Here is an 18,840-nt window from a genome sequence, read left to right on the forward strand (position 1 = left end):
CTTTACCTAGTCGTGTGAATCTGGAGTGTCTTCAAGCTGCTTGCGGAGCTGTTGAATCTTGGCCTCTACGCGGTCGATATTCTGGTTCAGGATGCGGGTATCCTGTTGCAGATCATCCATTTGCCAGCGCGGTGCAAACAGGCCGGAATCTTCTTTCAGGGCATCTTCGGCGAAAAACAGCTGGCTTTGCAAGGTTTTTTTCAGCTGCTTGGGCGCCAGCTGGATTTTACCCAGCTCATGTGCCAGTGTCGGGCCAACCCATGGCGACAGATGCGCGGCCAGATCGGGTTCGGCCTGCTCGATAATACGCTGGATGTCCTGTAGCAGCTTATAGTCGCCTTGTACCGGAATGGTGCCGACATCATCGGCCAGCAGCAGTTTCAGCAGTTCCACCACATTCTTGACCTGCAAGGTGGCGGTGGCTTCACTGAGCTGCTGTTCGCGCTCAAACGGGCGCTGCTCGAAAATAGACGGTTGGGTTGCCTGTCCGGTAACGGTCGGCTCCAGACGCACCTTGTTTTCATCAAAAAATACATCTACCGACAGTTGCGGCGCATCCATCACCACGCGCAGGGTTTTGCCCTGTAGCTGGTTCAGCTGGATGCGGGTAATCGCATCCAGATTAATGACATGATGGATGCATCGTTCAACGGCACCTAAGGCCAGAATCGACCACATAGCAGTGTCCTTTTCGGAATTAGAGTTTAAAACCGCGGTGCACCGCCACAATACCACCGGTCAGGTTGTTGTAGTCACAGTTCTGGAAGCCGGCATTTTCCATCATGCCTTTCAGGGTGCGCTGGTCTGGGTGCATACGGATTGATTCCGCCAGATATTTATAGCTTTCAGAATCATTCGCCACCAGTTTGCCCATGATTGGCAGTGCAGTGAACGAGTACAGGTCGTACAGTTTCGAGAACGGTTCAAATACCGGTTTTGAGAATTCCAGAATCAGTAAACGGCCACCTGGCTTAAGCACGCGGTACATGGCTTGCAGTGCAGCATCTTTATCGGTTACGTTACGTAAACCGAAAGAAATGGTCACCAGGTCAAAGCTGTTGTCAGCAAAAGGTTCAAGTGTTTCAGCATTGGCCAGAACGAAATCGACATTGGTACAACCAGCATCAATCAGACGGTCACGACCGACATTCAGCATCGATTCGTTAATATCTGAAAGGACCACATGGCCGCTTGGACCAACTTCACGGCTAAAAACTTTGGCCAGATCACCGGTACCGCCCGCAATATCCAGTACGTGCTGGCCACGACGCACACCCGACATGTTAATCGCAAAGCGTTTCCATAAACGGTGAATACCAAAAGACATCAGGTCATTCATGATGTCGTATTTGTTGGCCACCGAATGAAATACTTCCGCCACTTTCTGGGCTTTTTCTTCGCTGTTTACGGTCTGGTAGCCAAAATGTGTGGTCGCACCGACATTACCGGTATTGGCGCCACGTGGCAGGTTGTATTTTGGAATGCTGCCTGTTACCGGGGTGTCAGTCAGGCGCTGCTCTAGAGACTGCTGCTGACCTTGTGGTGCACCTTCCGGTAATGGCGAGGTTAAGAATGGGCTCACTTTGTCTGTGTTGGTTGCCGTTTCTGGATGGGTAGGCTTTTGCTCTTCATTAGACATAGTGTCACTCCTAACATGAAAATCGGGTTGATGTGGCAGTGCAAGCATGATGACAGATTCTTAGGCGTTGTACAGTCATCGGCCTGCAATTGTCAGGAATATAATACAGAAAATTGAATTGTTATCCTGATGAACGTGAATGCATATTCGTTTTACTGCTGTTTTTGTACCAAATTTTGGCCATCACATGCAAAAAATTATGTGGCTTTATTGAAAGGGCTGCGGATCTCCCCGATGCACTTTGTCAATAATCTGGCGTTCAACTGCGGTAAATTCGCGGACAAATTTTTCTGCAGATTTCAGCGGTTTCATGGCCACAAAACCATCTTGCATAAACTCGTACATGATATCGAAATTATATTTATGCGCGGCGCCTTTACACATTTTAAAGGCGGTATAAACCATAAAGGAGCGCATGTATTTGTCCAGGCTTTTGCCCAGTTCATCCAGCATGTCCAGCTGTTTTAAACGCGCGCTGCCCTGATCGAGCTTTAAATAGGTCAGGCGCATCATCTCGTCGGTCAATGGCGTCTGCGCCGGATAATCCTTTAACAGCTGAATGGCAACCTGTTCATCCAGCTGCACCGCTAAAATGGCCAGGGCCACCCCGGAGGTGCCGGTTTTAATGGCATTTTCCGGAATCAGTTTTTCTGCTTTATGTGCGTATTTGGTCAGGCGCGCAATCTGTCCGGCCAGCGCATCAAAATCGGGGCCGCCGTATAAACGGTTCAGAAAATATTCGGCCATCAGTACATTATTTTTTTCGGCAAAATGCGGGGCATGGGTGCGTTGCATGCGCTGTTTCTGCCACAGCTGCACTTCCTGCAAACGTGTGAAAATTTCCGGCTGGCGATGATATTCAAATTGATTATAAAGTTCTAAAAGGTCATCTAAAACCGCAAGTTTGGACATGGAGCGTCTCAATTGTTTTGACTTAAGCGGCATTCTAAAGCCAGTTACATGCACAGGCCATGACAAATTGGTGACAGATTCAGGATCATCGGGTCAGTTTGCACTAGAAATAGACAAAATCAGACAGACGCGCTATACAAAATCATCAGCCGCCCGGCCAGCAGGCTGGTTATACTGAACGGAACAATAAAACAAGAGTGTGTGCCTATGACCGAGCAGAACCCGCAAACAGAATTTCAGTTAATGGATGAAGATCAGCTGTCTGTCGAGCTGATTGAAGCACAATATGCCCTAAAAGACAGCCGCGGTCAGAGCAATGCCAAAAGTCTGGTGATTCTGGTCAGCGGCATTGAGCTGGCTGGCAAAGGCGAGGCGGTGAAACAGCTGCGTGAATGGGTCGATCCGCGTTATTTGCATGTGAAGGCCGATGCCGCACACCTGTTTGATTTCAAAACCAGTTTCTGGCAGCCCTATGCCCGTTTTATTCCGGCCGAAGGGCAGATCATGATTCTGTTTGGCAACTGGTATAGCGATCTGCTCAGCAGTGCCACCCATGTCTCGAAGCCTTTTGATGACAGCCTGTTTGATGAGTATGTGCAGCGTTTTCGGGCCTTTGAACAGGATTTAAAAAACAACCAGGTCGATGTGGTCAAGATCTGGTTTGACCTGTCCTGGAAAACCCTGCAAAAACGCCTGAACGAGATGGACCCGAGCGAAGTGCGCTGGCATAAGATGAATGGCCTCGACTGGCGCAACAAGAAACAGTACGACACCTTGCAAAAGCTGCGCCAGCGTTTTACCGATGACTGGATTATTATTGATGGTGAAGATGAGCAGCTGCGTGACCAGCAGTTTGCCCAGCATGTATTACAGGCTTTTAAAGATTGCCCGGAGCATCCGAAAACTGTTGAGCAGAGCTGGCAGCAGGCGCCCATTCCTGAGGCCTTGCTCAATCCGGACAATGCCGCGCTGGAGGAGGGCGACTATAAAGCCGAACTCAAAAAACTTAGCCGCAAAGTGGCCGATGCCTTGCGTTTTGATGACCGCAATGTGGTGATTGTGTTTGAAGGGATGGATGCCGCCGGTAAAGGCGGTGCAATTAAACGGATTGTGAAAAAGCTGGATCCGCGTGAATACGAAATTTATACCATTGGCGCACCAGAAAAATATGAATTACGCCGGCCTTATTTATGGCGTTTTTGGACCAAGCTGCAACCAGAAGAAAAAATCTGTATTTTTGACCGTTCCTGGTATGGCCGGGTGCTGGTGGAGCGGATTGAAGGTTTTGCCAGTGACCTGGAATGGCAACGCGCGTATGCGGAAATTAACCGCTTTGAGCAGGATTTAACCGAACATCAGACCGTGATTATCAAGTTCTGGCTGGCGATTAGCAAAGATGAGCAGGAACAGCGTTTTAAAGCGCGTGAACAGACTGCGCATAAACGCTTTAAAATTACTGAGGAAGACTGGCGGAACCGGAACCGCTGGGATGATTATTTAAATGCCGCAGCCGATATGTTTGCCCATACCAGCACCGAGGATGCACCGTGGCATATTATTGCCACCAATGACAAAAACAGTGCCCGGATTGAAGTGCTGAAAACCATCTTGAAACAGCTGAAAGCCGATTAAACCGGCAGCAACCATACATGAATCCGCCATAAAAATGCCGGTCACTGGACCGGCATCAGATTGAGGAAAAAGGCTTAGCCATTGACCACCTGGGTCTGTTTCTGCTGGATGCCTTTGGCAATCTTATAGCTTTCTTCCACATGCGCTTCGGCGACTTTCTTCATGACAAAATAGCCCAGGCTGGCCGCCACCAGCTGTCCGCCTAAAGGAATAAATTTGGTGACTTGCTTCGTGATCACTTTCGCGGCAACATTGTTCAATGATTTTTTGACGGCGGTACGTGCCACCACTAGGCCGGAAAATTCAATGCCACGTTTACGCAGTTCCTGCCAGTGAATCTGCTTGGTTTCCGGGTCATAGACACTGACCTGTTCCGGCGACAGACCAAAACGGGCATTAATTTCAGGAATCAGTTGTGACAAAATACCGACGTCAATCACGACATCTAAAAATGGAACCGGAATGACCGCCGCGCCTGCGGACACGTAGGCCCGTTTTTTGACCAGCTCCAGACAGTCAGCACGAACTTGCTCTAAATTTAAATTGGGGTCAATCGAGTTGGGAATCTTGTCTATTTTCATAATATTAAATACCTTAAGCGGTGTATCGATTTTTTTATTGAAGCACTATTAAGGTACGTATTTCAAAGCATTTTTGAATCGAACCATGAGCTAAAAGTGACATAGGCAACTGCAAAAGTATAGTAATGAATCTTTATGGTTTTGTAGATATCATGGCAAAAGTTTAACAGGGTAGAGCGTTATGGGGATTCATGTCATTCAAAGTCAGCGTGTCGATGTACTGGTCGAGGCGATGCTGAAGACAGTCCGTAAACCTGCAGCGCATCCGCTGGAGGTATTAAAAACCCAGCACTTTATTGTGCCGTCCCCTGCGGTGGAAGCCTGGTTAACCCAACGTCTGGCCGAACATCAAAGCATCTGTGCCAATACCGAGTTTCATCACCGGATTCGCGGTTTCCAGTGGAGTGCCTATCAATGGGTGCTGCACGATCAGAAAGACTTGGTCCGTCAAGCCAATATTCCACGAATTATCATTAAATGGCGCGTATTTCAGGCGCTAAAAGAATTTATTCAGCCGGAACAGAATCCGCTAGCAACCAGCCATGCGCTGTTTCCGATTATCCAGCGGATTTATGCCAGTGTTGACCGGCTGGAACAGCCGCTGGAACGCCAGCTGAAAAAACAGAGCATGCTGTACTGGGTGGCCGAACAGGTATCCAAACTGTTTAGCCACTATATGACTTATCGCGGGCATTGCCAGAAAGGCTGTGGCGAGCAGTGCCGCTGTCCGACCAACTGGCTGATGCAATGGGGCCGTGATCAGGCCCTCGATCTGGAGCAGATGTTCTTTAAAACCGACAGCGAAGTGTCGGGCTTTATGCTGCAACAGGCAGAAGAACTGGAGGCCTGGCAGCGCTGGCTGTGGCAGGCAGTTTTTCATGAAGATTTTGAACAGATGCAGCAGATTGACCAGCTGTTCTGGCAGGCGCTGGGCAGTCCGGAGCAGCCGGGCAAGGCACTGCGCAAATTACCGAAACAGCTGGTGGTATTTACCTTGCTGGACTTGCCGCCGCAGCAGTTACAGTTCCTGCGCCGTTTAGGTCAGTACATTGAAATTTTTATCCTGCATTACAACCCCTCACAGGAATACTGGGCCGACAGTGTCGATCCGAACTGGAAGGCACGTTATGATGCGCGGGTGAAACAGCGTTTTCTGGCGCAGCATCCACAGGCCAATGATGCCGAGATTGCCCAGTTTTTCGAGCAGTTTACCCTGCATTTTAATGCCCAGAACCGTGAGTCGCGTCATCCCTTGCTGACCCGTCTGGGCAAGCAGGCACGCGATCATTTCTCCTTACTCTCTGCCTTATCTTCCGGTGAAGAAGGCGTCTGGGCCGATCTGTTTATTGATGACTATCAGCCCAGCTTATTGGGCAAGCTGCAGGCCGATATCCTGTATTTAAATGAACCGGCCGCGCATCAATATGCTTTAGAGCAGCATGATGATTCCATCCAGATTCATGTCTGCCATTCCAGTCTGCGTCAGCTGGAAGTGTTAAAAGACCAGCTGTTGCACTGGCTGTCGCAAGGCACGAAAGAGCAGCCGCGCCGGCCAAGCGATATTCTGGTTTTAAGTCCGAATTTAAAAGAGATTGAGCCTTTGATCCGCAGTGTCTTTGCGCCGCCACCGAGTGCGCGTGATCTGGGCAATCCCTTACATGACAGTAGCCGGTTGGCCCAGCACGGCGTGTATTTGCCAATTCAGATTGCCGGGGTCAGCCAGCTGGATGTCAGCAATGCCTGGCGCGCCGTGGCTGGCCGGATTCGTCTGTTACAGGGCCGCTTTAGTCTGGATGAATTTGCCGATTGGCTCGGGCTAGCGGCCAGTTTGCAGCGTTATGAGCTGGACATTGCCCAGCTGGAGCGTCTGCTGGAGCTACTCAGTGCTGCCGGTTTTAAACGCGGTTTTGATGCCGAGCATTTGCAGCGCAGCCTAAGCGCCGATGATCAGGATTATCGCTTCAGCTTTAAATTTGCGCTGGATCGTCTGGCGCTGGGGCTGGCCATTCCGGAACATACCCTGTTTCAGGATACGCTGTGTTTTGCCGAGGTAATGCCGGCCGATTTTGAACTGATTGCCAAACTGATCCAGATTTATCAGGACCTAGCCGAGCGCCGGCACTGGATGATTGCGCATGAACGCGGCGAGAACACGCGGGCCGAACAGTGGCTAAAACGCTTAATGCAAGACATTGACGAGTTTAGCGCAGCTGGTGTCACCGCGCTGGAAAACGTCTATAAAATCATTAAAAAGCAATACCGTATGCTGACTTTGGCCAGCTATTATGATGAGCAGGACCGGCATGCACTGGCGGCCTTAAGTCTGCCTTTGCCGTATATATTGGAAGAAATTGAAGCACAGCTGGCAGCACAACTGGAACAGGCTGAACCAAGCGGCCAGATTACCTTTTGCCAGCTGGGCCAGCTGCGTCCGCTGCCGTATAGACTGGTGGTGATGCTGAATCTGGACAGTGGCAAATTCCCGAATCGTAATGTGCAGCTGCCATTCGATTTAATGCAGTTGCTGAAACCGCAACTGGGTGACCGCTCGCGTCTGGAAGATGATCAGGGTGCATTTTTGGATGCACTGCTATTGGCGCAGGACAAGGTCTGGCTGTTTTATAACGGCTTTGATGTCAATGACGGGCAGGTGCGTGATCCGTCCAGCATCTTGCAGGAGCTGATTCAGCATCTGGCGCTGATTGTTGCCGCGCCGCAGCCCGAGTCTGCGCTGAACCAGACCGTGAGTATTGACGGGATTGAGGTGCCGGAGCAGTTGCGTCAGCTGTACTGTGTGCACCGTTTACAGCCGTTTGATCCGCTCGGTTTTGAATCCAGCGAGATCATCCGTTTTCAGGACCAGTGGTATGCAGTGGCACAGCAGATTCGTCAGCCGGGTGGGCAGCGCAGTCACTGGGCCAATCAGCCTTATCCTTTATTGACCCAGGATTTGCAGGTGCTGGACAGCCAGCAATGGATTCAGGACATGATTTTCCCGGCGCGGCTGTATTTAAAAAGTGTCGGGGTGGAAAACCTACGTCCGGAACAGCGCAGCGATCAGGCCGAGCCGTTATTGCTGGATGGTTTGGGTCGCTATACCATCCGCGATTTTCTGAAACAGCAGCACGATACGCCCGATCCGGCACTGTTACAAGACCGCCTGCCGATTGGCAAAATTCGTGAAGGCAGCTGGACCATGAGTCTGGTCGAACAGCAGCAGCTACAGGCCCGCTTGCAGCACTATGCACCGAGTGAAACGACTATCACCCGACAGGTCTGGAAAGTGCGTCCTGACTTGCACATCCGCCTGACCCTGCCAAAACAGGGCGCCGAGCGCTGGGTTAGTCTGGAAGCGTCCAGTGCGCGTGCCAAACGCCGTACCGCACTCTGGCTGGAATATCTGCTCTGGCTGGCCTATCTGAATCTGGGTGATGGCGGCCAGCAGCATCAGCGGATTGTGGTATTTAGTGATGATACCGTCTGCTGTGAAGGAGTCAGTTCCAATCAGGCCAGACAGTGGCTGGAACACTGGTTTAAGGCTTGGGACTATGGCCAGCGCCAGCCTTTGGTGCTGCCATCGGCCTTGCTGCTGAAAGTGGCGGAAAAAGGCAAGCAGCATGAATGGGAACCCGATGCCGAACAGCGTATGCAGCTGAAAGATCTGGAGGGGCTGTATAAGGACTGGAATGATTCGGGCCAGTTTAGTGCCTTTTCGGTGGCCGACAACGAAGCCTGCAAGCATCATCGTGACTGGCAGTTTATTTTGCAGGAGCAGGATGCCAGTTTATTATTGGCGCATGCCTGTGAACAGTTTTCCTATGATTTATACCAGCCGATTTTCTGGCATCAGCAGACGCTTGAGGAGTAAATGATGGCCGCTACTCCACATTCTTCGCCACTATCTTTCCAGCCCATTACCGACATGCAGTTCAAGGGGCTGCACTGGATTGAAGCTTCGGCTGGCACCGGCAAGACCTATACCTTATCCAGCCTGATTGTGCGGATTTTTCTGGAAGCCTATTTACCCCATCAGGTGGTGGCGACCACCTTTACCCGTGCCGCCGCGGCCGAGCTGAAAAGCCGGATTCGTGCACGTCTGGTTGAAACCCTACGTTATTTTGAACAGTGCCAGTCCTATACTGAAGCCGAACTGCAAGCCAAGGCCCAGACTGAGTCCGATCCGCTATTGCAAAAAGTGCTGGCGGATTATGCTGCCAAACCGGACTTTGCCCGTGACCGGCTCAAGCTGGTGATTGACCAGCTGGATGAACTGTTTGTGGGTACCTTAGACAGTTTTAGCCAGAAGTTGTTGCGAGAATTCAGTTTTGAATGTGGCAAGATTGAACGCGCCGATATTACTGATGATGCCAAAAGTTATGTGCATCAGCTGATTCATGATGTGCTGCGGCAATGGCTGCAGGCCCAGCCACAGCAGGTGGTGAATTATCTGCTGTTGCAAAAGAAACTCAAGCATGTCGACGCCTATGTGGGTATTGTTGAAAATACCCTGAATTTTGCCTCGGCCCAGTTTCGTGAAGTACCGGCGCCCGAACTGGATTTAAACCAGTTTGAAGCAGCCATTGATGAGTTGTTGCAGCTGGATCTGGCTGATGTCGACAGCCTAAGCGACTATTATCTGGCGCAGGGCCAGTACGCTGCATTGGTTGGGAAAAAGTGGCGCACCAATCAGCTGATGCAACACACCTTATGCGAGGCTTTGCCGGCATTACTAAAGGCGTTGTCCCAGCAACGTGGCTATGCCTTGTTTGCACCACATTTTGAAAAAACCTTAAAGCTGTGTACCGATTTATCCACCAAAAAAGTGCTGAACAAATGTCCGGACGAGGTGCTGACGCAGTTTGAACAGCATGCGGTGATTCAACGGCTAAAAGCCTTCTGCCAGCAGTTGCAGCAGCTGCAACTGGATTTAGAGCTGCTGGATGCCTATCTCAAATACTATTTAAGCCGCGAAGTGAAAAAACGCCTGCCACAGGTGTTGCAGCAAAAAGGTGAAACCACCTTTGCCCAGCAGATCCGCAGCCTGTCGGAAGCCTTGCAGGGCGAGCAGGGACTGCGTTTTGCCCAGTTTGTGCACAGTAAATATCCGCTGATTCTGGTCGATGAATTTCAGGATACAAACCAGGATCAGGACAGTATGCTGGCCAGTATCTGGCGTCATGCCCGCTATTATCAGCAGGGCTGCATGATTATGGTGGGTGATCCAAAACAGGCCATTTACGGTTTCCGCGGCGGTGATATGCTGACCTATAACAAGGCCCGGGCCGATGTGCAGGCCAAACAGGGGCGCCTGTATAGCCTGAAATACAATCATCGTTCTATTCCGGCTCTGGTGGAAGTGGTGGACGCCTTGTTCCAGCGCCAAATAGATTTTGGTGAAGAGGTGCAATATAGCCTGGTAGAAGCCGGACCTCGTCCCCATCCGGCCTTAATTGACGGGCAAGGGGAGAACCGGCAGCCCTTGCGCTGGTTAATGCTAGAAGACAAAAATAATGAAGCATTGCAGGTGGCCTGGAAAATCCGGGAGCTTTTAAATCAGGCGGCGCAGCAGCAGATCTATCTGCACAATGGTCAGGAGCGCAGCCCGCTAATTGAAGATGATATTGCGGTGCTGTCCAAAAACCATGACGGGCTGGACAAGGTGCAGTATGAACTGGAGCGGCTCGGGATTCGGGTGAACCGTCCATCCAAACGCAGTGTGTTTGACAGCCAGATCGCCAAAGATGTGGGTGCGGTGCTGACCGCAATTATGCATCCTTATGATGAAGCCAAAGTCAAACGGGCCTTGTTAAGCCGCCTGCTGAATTTTAATTTACAGCGCTTACTGGAACTGGAGGCTCATCCGGCCGGCCTGAGCCAGTTTATGGATGATTTTGACTGCATCCGCAGCATCTGGTTTGAAAAAGGCTTTTTAAGTGCCTGGCAATATGCCCTGAACCTGTTTCAGGTCTGGGAGAATCTGGTCGCCCATCACAGCCGTGACAATGAACGGGTGGTGGTCAATCTGCGCCATTTAAGCGAACTGCTTAGCCAGCACAGCGAACATTATCAGGGTGCACAAACCCTGTATCAGTGGTATTTAAAACAGTTGCAGGCGCCAAGTGAACGCGAGTGGGAACTGGAGCGAAAACTGTCCAATGCCGCCGGGGTACAGTTGATGACCATCCACCAGTCCAAAGGGTTGGAGTTTAAAGTGGTGTTTTTGCTGGGGGCTGATAAGGACTTTCGTGAGGTCAACAAAACCCTGAATTTTTCGACCATTCAGGCGGTCAATCCGCTGACCGGTCAAACCGAGCAGCAGCGTCTGATTGCGGTAAATGCAGCAGCCTTGCTCAGTGCAGAGGATCAACAGCAGCATCAGCTTCGGGCCGAAGCTGAGCAACGCCGTCTGTGGTATGTGGCGCTGACCCGGGCCAGCCATCGGGTCTATGCCATTTTGCAGGATCAGAGCGGAAAATCCTGCTCCGGTCTGGCCTTCTGGCGCGGTCAGGGCAGCGACGTTTTCCAGCATCCGCATTGTGGCGATGAAGCGTTGCTGACTGAAAAGCCGCCAAGGCTGAAGCTGCAGCAGCATGAGCAGACGCTGCCATTAACGGCAAAGACTTTCCCGCAGCAGCGTTTTTATCCGCGCAGTAAAACCAGTTTCAGTGCTCTGGCCCAGCATTTAAGCCGTAAACAGGCGATTGATGCGCTGGCGGCTCATATTGAGCAGCACAGCAGTGCCTCTGATGAACTGCATCAGCCAGTAGCGGTGGCTGATGTCGACATCCTGAATCAGCCGATTGCCTGGATTAAACGCCAGTTCCCGATGGGTACGCTGGCCGGTAATTTCCTGCATGAGATTTTTGAACACATTGATTTTCAGGATCAGCAGGACTGGCCGCTGGAAATCCAGCGCCGTTTTAAAAATGATTATCCTTCTTTGTGGCAGGAGCTGCAGGACAAGTTTAGTCAGGAATATCCGGAACATACGGAGGAAATCTTGCTGAGCTGGCTGTCGGCATGGCTGCTGGATGTGCTGAGTACACCGCTGCATCCGGGCTTTCAGTTAAAACAGCTGGCGCCCGAGCAGCATCTGGCAGAATTTCCGTTTTATCTGTCCTTGTCCGATCAGGTCTTGGCGATCAAGCGGATTCATCAGCTGTTTGATGAATATGGCATTCAGATGCTGGATTTTCATGATGCCAATTCGGCGCGCTATTTAACCGGTTCGATTGACCTGGTGTATTTTGATGGCCACCGTTACCATATTGCCGATTATAAAAGTAACTTCTTAGGCGCCGATCAGTCGCATTATCAGGCGGCCTCGGTGCAGGCCAGCATGTCACAGTCCAGTTACTGGCTGCAGGCCGGTCTGTATCTGGTGGCCCTGCATCGCTACCTGAAAGTCCATCTGGAAAATTACGATATTTATCAACATTTAGGTGGGGCCAGCTATTTGTATTTGCGCGGCATGAATGGTCAGGCCGGGCAGGGCGTGTACCATTGGAAACCGCCGGTCGAGTTTATTTTGCGACTGGATGCACTGTTGGGGAATCCAACTGTCGATCAACTGGGGAAAATTGCCTAAATCATTTAATAACATTTAAAGAAAGAATGATTTAGCATGTGGATAACTTTGAGGATAATAGTGTGGACAACCAGCGGACAGTTTTAGCAGCAACGCCTGAAACCCAAACCCCGGCATGGTTTGCGCTTTGGAGTAACTATCTTTTACAGGCGCCTTTTTTTCAGGGGGAAAAGCGAGAAGATTCCGCTAAAATCATCGCGCAGTTGCTGGAGGCTACTCTCAATGGTGACAGCTGTATAGCCGCTTCTGCCGAACAGGTGGCAGCGTTGGCCAATCTGGTCGGTTCCGGTTCTGAACCGGGTTCGGTGGCGCCGTTTATTTATGACCAGCAGCATTTATACCTGTACCGTTATTGGGCGCTGGAGTCGGCGCTGGCACAGCAGGTGGCACGCTTAAAACAGCAAGCTGTTACGGCGGTAGATGTGTCGGACTATCTGCATTTATTGGAAGACCAGCACCAGCAGCAGGCGCTGAAAATGACCGCGACTACCGCTTTTAACCTGATTACGGGCGGCCCGGGTACCGGTAAAACCTATACTTTGGCGCGGATTATTGCCGTGCTAAACCAGGCCTTGCCGGAAATCCGGATTGCCATGGCGGCCCCGACCGGAAAAGCCGCGCAGCGTATGAAAGAAGCACTGCAGAATTCCTTTGATGATCCGAAAATTGCCAATCTGGTCAGTGACGATCTCAAACGCCTGACTCCAATTACCATCCACCGGCTTTTGGGCCTTGGCAACCGGCAGCAGCCACGTTTTCATGCTCGGCAGCCTTTACCTTATGACCTGATTGTGATTGATGAAGCCTCCATGCTGGACCTGAATCTGGCCAGTATGCTGTTCAATGCCATTGCTGAACAGACCCGGGTGATTTTACTGGGAGATGCGCAGCAGCTGGCCTCGGTCGATGTTGGTTCGGTACTGGCCGATTTACAGCAGGTGCCGGCACTGGCAGATAATCATGTGCATCTGGTCACCAGTCGCCGTTTTAAAGCCGGTGCCTTAATTGGTGAAATGGCCCGCTTTATTCAGCAGCAAACGGCTGAACAGCCGGCCGCGCAAATCTTGCAGCAGTTTGCCGCACAGCTGGTGCAGCCGGGCGAATTACAGGCCGTAACTTTAACGCAGGACATGGCCGATGTACTGCAACTGGAATATTTACCCGATGAAGCCCCGGATCCCATAGCCGGGCAGGGCTATTATGACAAACTGATGCTGGGCTATCAGGGCTATGTGCACAGCCTAAAACAGTATTTACAGGCCGATGATCCGGACGCGGTGGTGGCGCAGGTGGTGAAAGCCTTTGACCAGTATCGGATTCTGACTGCAATTCGGCATGGTGGCTTGGGCTTGCAACAGCTGAACATGCAGATTGAGCAGCGTTTGTTGCAGCAACTGGTTCTGGACGTGGCCAAGCAGGGCGACTGGTATGTCGGCCGGCCGGTAATGATGACCTATAACGACTATCAGCTCGGCCTGTCCAACGGTGATATTGGCCTGTGTCTGCAACGTCTGCGTGAGGGCAACCGGCAGTTTGAAGTGTATTTCCCGAGTCTGGATAAATGGGTGCCAGCCACACGCTTGCCAAAAAATATTGAAACCGCATTTGCTCTGACCATTCATAAATCTCAAGGTTCGGAGTTTCAGCATGTGGCGGTGGTGCTGGATCAGGCCGCGCAGAATCTGCTGAGCAAGGAACTGATCTATACCGCCATTACCCGGGCCAAATCGGTGGTGAGTTTACTGGCCGACCGGCAGGCGCTGGTACAGGCCTTAACCGTGAAAACCAGCCGTAACAGTGGTGTGTTAGAAAAAGTAAATGAACATTTGTCATTATAAAGTTGGCATAAATAAACCCGGCCGTTGTAAGAAAATGCTTACAACGATTCGAGAAATTTGCGCATAGAGCTTTGCCTGAGTTTTTGAGAAGATGACTTCACACAAAAGCTCAACACGGAAAGTTGAGGAAAATCGCAAAACCAGAATAAGAACGTCGAGAGACAGCGAGCTTACATTGAAGTAGGTGAAAAAAAGAGGAAACTTACAGCCGCTAAGCCTTGTAGTTTTGGGAGAGACTACAGGGCTTTTTTATTGGCAGTTCAAAATCAAAAAAATGAAGCGTCATTCATCGACGTAAGCGAAAACGTACAAGGAGAGAGGTAATTATCTGCTTCTTTCCCCAAGGGCTTGTGGCAAAATCTATCACATAAGGAAAGCCAATTAAAACAGGGAATGTTGATTAGAAGAAGGCCAAAGCCTCGCTATACATCACAATAAATAAAATTAGAACAACGAAAAAAGAAGAAACTACAGCGCAAAAAATAGCCCGGGAATTTATTCCCGGGCTATTTTTATTCCATCTTGGCTTATTTGCGTTTGATCATCTTGGGCTTCTACTCGGTGTTTTATCAAATGGAGCGTAAACCTCTGTCTTTCAGGTCAGAGATATAAGCGACACGACATGAAATGTCGTTTAATTGCTAAAAAACAATATTTCAAGCCTAATATGAGCTAATATAAGCCCATGAAAACACTTAAATTACGTATAAAAGACAAACATTGTAAGGTGCTAGACCAATTGGCATCTGAAGTTAATTTTGTCTGGAACTATGTCAATGATTTGTGTTTCAAACACCTACAGCGCAAACAACAATTCTTTGCAGCATACGATATTGCTAAATACACGAAAGGCGCATCAAAGGAATGTAATCTTCATAGCCAAACCATTCAGGCTGTAACAGAAGAATTGGTCACTCGCAGAAAACAGTTCAAAAAATCAAAATTGACATGGCGTGTCAGTAATAAGAAATCAGCAAGAAGATCACTAGGTTGGATACCCTTTAAAAAGGTCGCTATTAAATACGCCGATGGATACGTTCAGTATGGCAAGCATCAATTCAAGCTATGGGATAGTTACGGACTATCGAAATACAGCATTCAAACAGGCTCATTTGTAGAGGATAGTCGTGGACGTTGGTATGTCTGCTTAGTGGTTGATTCACCCAAACAAGACAAACCTACCGCCACAAAAGCCGTGGGTATTGATCTAGGCTTAAAAGATATTGCTACCTGTTCCGATGGCACAGTCATCAGTAATCCCAAGTTCTATCGAAAATACGAGCAAAAGCTCGGTATTGCTCAGAGAGCGAGAAATAAAAAGCGTGTCCGTGCATTACACGCCAAGATTGCAAACTGTCGTAAAGACCATTTGCACAAGGCTAGCACCCAGCTGGTGAAAGACAATGCACTGATTGTCGTTGGTGATCTAAGTGCGAACAAACTTGTAAAAACTAAAATGGCGAAATCTGTTTTAGATACAGGCTTTTCAGCGCTCAAAACCATGCTCAAGTATAAATGCGAGAACGCAGGGGTCATGTTTGAGGAAGTCAACGAGAGATTCACAACCCAAACCTGTTCGAGCTGCGGTACAATCACCGCAAGCAGTCCGAAAGGTAGAGCAGATTTGCGAATAAGAGTATGGGAATGTGAATGCGGAAGTGTAAATCAACGCGATTTAAACTCCGCCAAGAACATACTTGCGCTTGGGCATAAGCGTCTAGCAGTAGGAATCACCCTCCTTTCAGGTGGGTGAGGATGTCAAGAATAGAATCAATCCTCCGGGCAGACGCTGCATCATTCATGTGACATCGCATCGGATAATTCATGGCTTTTTCGCGTTGTGTTTTGCAATTTAAGCGGTTTTGTCTTAAAATAATGCACTTGCTGTAGTGATGCACGGCAGTCAGACAGATGCTTGACATCGGTTTGATTTTTATCAAGGTATTTTATAAGCATCTCGGAGAAATCGAATGGCTTTAACAAACGCAGATCGCGCAGAGATCATCGCTAAATTTGCTCGTGCTGAAAACGACACTGGTTCACCAGAAGTTCAAGTAGCTCTTTTAACTGCTCAAATCAATGACTTACAAGGTCACTTCAAAGAGCACAAACACGACCACCATAGCCGTCGCGGTCTGATCCGTATGGTTAACCAACGTCGTAAATTATTAGACTACTTAAACGGTAAAGATCACGGTCGTTATGTTGCGTTGATCGGTGCTTTAGGTTTACGTCGTTAATTCGATTTAGACTTTTATTTTCGGGTTATTGCATGCGTTGCGCTGTATGTCTGAAAACTAAAGTGTACCCGGCGTTGACCGGGTAATTAAGAAGGGGCGATTGTTTCGCTCCTTCTTTGTGTTTAAAAAACCTATATTTCTAGTGAGGTCGGCTTCTAAGCTTTGTCATTTACTTGAACCTGAGTCGTGAATGCCAAACCTTAGGGGTCTCCACTAGAATAAAATCAGGAAACAAAAATACATGTCAATGTTTAATATTATTCGTAAAGAATTCCAATATGGTCAGTACAACGTGGTACTGGAAACCGGTCGTGTTGCACGTCAGGCCAACTCGGTTTTAATCACCATGGGTGGTGTATCGGTACTGGTGGCGGTAGTTGCACAGCCAACAGCAAAAGCCGGTCAGGACTTTTTCCCACTAACCGTAAACTATCAAGAAAAGCAATACGCTGCTGGCCGTATTCCGGGTGGTTATGGCAAACGTGAAGGCCGTGCGTCTGAGGCAGAAACTTTAATTTCACGTCTTATTGATCGTCCAATTCGTCCATTGTTCCCGGAAGGTTATTACAACGAAATCCAGGTAACAGCAACAGTTGTCTCTTCTGACAAAACCATGGAAGCGGATATTGCTGCCATGTTAGGTACTTCAGCAGCACTGGCAATTGCGGGTACACCGTTCCGTGGCCCAATTGGTGCAGCACGTGTGGGTTTAATCAACGGTGAATACATCCTGAACCCGAACCACGAACAGCTGGCACAGTCTGACCTTGACCTCGTGGTTGCAGGTACAGAAGCTGCAGTACTGATGGTTGAATCTGAAGCGAAAGAACTGTCTGAAGACCAGATGCTGGGCGCAGTGTTATTCGGTCATGACGAAATGCAAATTGCGATTCAGGCGATTAATGAATTTGCAGCAGCGGCTGGCGCAACTGAGTCAACCTGGACTGCACCAGAGAAAAATGAAGACCTTTGCGCGAAATTAAAAGAAGCGTTTGAAGCGAAAATCTCTGAAGCCTATACCATTGCAATCAAACAAGACCGTTATGCTGCTTTGGATGCATTGCAAGCAGAGGCGGTTGCGCAGTTCGTACCTGAAGAAGATGTAGATGGCATCGCAGATGACCTGAATGAACTGTTTGAAGATCTGAAATACCGCACCGTACGTGACAACATCCTGTCTGGTAAGCCGCGTATTGATGGTCGTGACACCAAAACTGTACGTGCGTTAGATGTACAGGTGGGCGTTCTTGATCGTGCTCACGGTTCTGCGCTGTTCACCCGTGGTGAAACACAGGCGTTGGTAACAACGACTCTTGGTAACACCCGTGATGCATTAATGGTTGATACCCTGGCTGGAACCAAAACTGACAACTTCATGTTGCACTACAACTTCCCGGCTTACTCGGTTGGTGAAACGGGTCGTGAGTCTGGTCCTAAACGTCGTGAAATCGGTCACGGTCGTCTGGCACGTCGTGGTGTACAAGCGGTTCTTCCAGCTGCTGACCGCTTCCCGTACGTAATCCGTATTGTATCGGACATTACTGAATCGAACGGTTCATCTTCTATGGCGTCTGTATGTGGTGCATCTCTGTCACTGATGGATGCCGGTGTTCCACTAAAAGCACCAGTTGCGGGTATTGCGATGGGTCTGGTCAAAGAAGGCGAGCGTTTCGCAGTGCTTTCTGACATCCTGGGTGACGAAGACCACCTGGGCGACATGGACTTTAAAGTTGCCGGTTCTGCCAACGGTATTACTGCGCTGCAAATGGACATCAAAATCGAAGGGATCACTGAAGAGATCATGGAAGTGGCATTGAACCAGGCTTATACCGGTCGTATGCACATCCTGAACGAAATGAACAAAGTGATTTCACGTGCACGTCCAGAAATTTCAATGCATGCGCCTACCTTCCAGGTCATTACCATCAACCCGGACAAAATCCGTGACGTGATTGGTAAAGGCGGTGCAACCATTCGTCAAATCACTGAAGAAACCAAAGCGGCAATTGATATTGAAGACAACGGTACCGTTCGCGTATTTGGTGAAACCAAAGCAGCTGCACAAGCGGCTATTGCCAAAATTCAGGCTTTAACTGCTGAAGTTGAACCAGGCAAAATCTACGCCGGTAAAGTAATTCGTATTGTTGAATTCGGTGCCTTCGTAAACATCATGCCGGGTACAGATGGTCTGCTGCACATTTCTCAAATTTCAAATGAGCGTGTAGCTAACGTGACTGACGTACTGAAAGAAGGCCAGGAAGTGAAAGTCCAGGTTGCAGATGTCGACAACCGTGGCCGTATCAAGTTAACCATGAAAGACATTGATCAGGCTTAATTTCAGGCCCTGATGAATTGAAAAAGCCCGCTTTATGAAGCGGGCTTTTTTATGGCATGATCGCAAAATAAAATG

11 protein-coding genes are annotated in these 18,840 nt (G+C 49.4%); 7 read left to right on the top strand and 4 right to left on the bottom strand.

The window, feature by feature from the left end; all coding sequences use genetic code 11:
• Positions 1 to 6 precede the first annotated feature (6 nt).
• The 3 genes from ACVLR6_RS01650 to ACVLR6_RS01660 all read right to left on the bottom strand — a co-directional run bounded on the left by ACVLR6_RS01650 (position 7) and on the right by ACVLR6_RS01660 (position 2,551).
• Positions 7 to 678: a ubiquinone biosynthesis accessory factor UbiJ gene (locus ACVLR6_RS01650; RefSeq protein WP_104471776.1), complete on the bottom strand. Its 672-nt coding sequence runs from the start codon at positions 676 to 678 to the stop codon at positions 7 to 9.
• 19 nt (positions 679 to 697) lie between these two features.
• Entirely contained in the window at positions 698 to 1,639 is a 942-nt protein-coding gene (gene ubiE, locus ACVLR6_RS01655) for a bifunctional demethylmenaquinone methyltransferase/2-methoxy-6-polyprenyl-1,4-benzoquinol methylase UbiE (protein WP_455995724.1), read from the bottom strand.
• Between the two features lie 207 nt (positions 1,640 to 1,846).
• Positions 1,847 to 2,551 carry an FFLEELY motif protein gene (locus ACVLR6_RS01660; protein WP_016659645.1) on the bottom strand — a complete coding sequence of 235 codons (705 nt, stop codon included), beginning with the start codon at positions 2,549 to 2,551 and terminating at the stop codon, positions 1,847 to 1,849.
• Between the two features lie 207 nt (positions 2,552 to 2,758).
• Between ACVLR6_RS01660 and pap the strand changes: the two genes are divergently transcribed.
• Complete coding sequence (gene pap / locus ACVLR6_RS01665) at positions 2,759 to 4,183, top strand: polyphosphate:AMP phosphotransferase (RefSeq protein WP_104487673.1); 1,425 nt, start codon at positions 2,759 to 2,761, stop codon at positions 4,181 to 4,183.
• A 74-nt stretch (positions 4,184 to 4,257) separates the two neighbouring features.
• On the opposite strand, the gene ACVLR6_RS01670 is transcribed toward pap, so the two are convergent.
• Positions 4,258 to 4,764 (bottom strand): hypothetical protein, encoded by a 507-nt coding sequence (locus ACVLR6_RS01670; protein ID WP_005181834.1) that lies wholly within the window; start codon positions 4,762 to 4,764, stop codon positions 4,258 to 4,260.
• A gap of 181 nt (positions 4,765 to 4,945) precedes the next feature.
• Between ACVLR6_RS01670 and ACVLR6_RS01675 the strand changes: the two genes are divergently transcribed.
• The 6 genes from ACVLR6_RS01675 to pnp all read left to right on the top strand — a co-directional run bounded on the left by ACVLR6_RS01675 (position 4,946) and on the right by pnp (position 18,765).
• Positions 4,946 to 8,632: an exodeoxyribonuclease V subunit gamma gene (locus ACVLR6_RS01675; RefSeq protein WP_455995726.1), complete on the top strand. Its 3,687-nt coding sequence runs from the start codon at positions 4,946 to 4,948 to the stop codon at positions 8,630 to 8,632.
• A 3-nt stretch (positions 8,633 to 8,635) separates the two neighbouring features.
• Positions 8,636 to 12,352, top strand: coding sequence for a UvrD-helicase domain-containing protein (locus ACVLR6_RS01680; protein WP_455995728.1), 3,717 nt, complete (start codon positions 8,636 to 8,638; stop codon positions 12,350 to 12,352).
• A 62-nt stretch (positions 12,353 to 12,414) separates the two neighbouring features.
• On the top strand, positions 12,415 to 14,190 hold the full coding sequence (gene recD / locus ACVLR6_RS01685) for an exodeoxyribonuclease V subunit alpha (protein ID WP_455995730.1): 1,776 nt from the start codon (positions 12,415 to 12,417) through the stop codon (positions 14,188 to 14,190).
• Between the two features lie 685 nt (positions 14,191 to 14,875).
• The gene (locus ACVLR6_RS01690) at positions 14,876 to 15,943 is read left to right on the top strand and encodes an RNA-guided endonuclease InsQ/TnpB family protein (protein WP_455995732.1); all 1,068 of its coding nucleotides are present in this window, start codon (positions 14,876 to 14,878) and stop codon (positions 15,941 to 15,943) included.
• A gap of 217 nt (positions 15,944 to 16,160) precedes the next feature.
• On the top strand, positions 16,161 to 16,430 hold the full coding sequence (gene rpsO / locus ACVLR6_RS01695; RefSeq protein ID WP_004637724.1) for a 30S ribosomal protein S15: 270 nt from the start codon (positions 16,161 to 16,163) through the stop codon (positions 16,428 to 16,430).
• Positions 16,431 to 16,677: 247 nt separating this feature from the next.
• Positions 16,678 to 18,765 carry a polyribonucleotide nucleotidyltransferase gene (gene pnp / locus ACVLR6_RS01700; protein WP_286423452.1) on the top strand — a complete coding sequence of 696 codons (2,088 nt, stop codon included), beginning with the start codon at positions 16,678 to 16,680 and terminating at the stop codon, positions 18,763 to 18,765.
• Positions 18,766 to 18,840 lie beyond the last annotated feature (75 nt).

Source organism: Acinetobacter sp. T63, assembly GCF_053852345.1.

Coding starts and splice junctions, on each gene's coding strand:
- ACVLR6_RS01650 (WP_104471776.1), bottom strand. CDS start 678: ATGTGGTCGATTCTGGCCTTAGGTGCCGTTGAACGATGCATCCATCAT.
- ubiE (WP_455995724.1), bottom strand. CDS start 1,639: ATGTCTAATGAAGAGCAAAAGCCTACCCATCCAGAAACGGCAACCAAC.
- ACVLR6_RS01660 (WP_016659645.1), bottom strand. CDS start 2,551: ATGTCCAAACTTGCGGTTTTAGATGACCTTTTAGAACTTTATAATCAA.
- pap (WP_104487673.1), top strand. CDS start 2,759: ATGACCGAGCAGAACCCGCAAACAGAATTTCAGTTAATGGATGAAGAT.
- ACVLR6_RS01670 (WP_005181834.1), bottom strand. CDS start 4,764: ATGAAAATAGACAAGATTCCCAACTCGATTGACCCCAATTTAAATTTA.
- ACVLR6_RS01675 (WP_455995726.1), top strand. CDS start 4,946: ATGGGGATTCATGTCATTCAAAGTCAGCGTGTCGATGTACTGGTCGAG.
- ACVLR6_RS01680 (WP_455995728.1), top strand. CDS start 8,636: ATGGCCGCTACTCCACATTCTTCGCCACTATCTTTCCAGCCCATTACC.
- ACVLR6_RS01690 (WP_455995732.1), top strand. CDS start 14,876: ATGAAAACACTTAAATTACGTATAAAAGACAAACATTGTAAGGTGCTA.
- rpsO (WP_004637724.1), top strand. CDS start 16,161: ATGGCTTTAACAAACGCAGATCGCGCAGAGATCATCGCTAAATTTGCT.
- pnp (WP_286423452.1), top strand. CDS start 16,678: ATGTTTAATATTATTCGTAAAGAATTCCAATATGGTCAGTACAACGTG.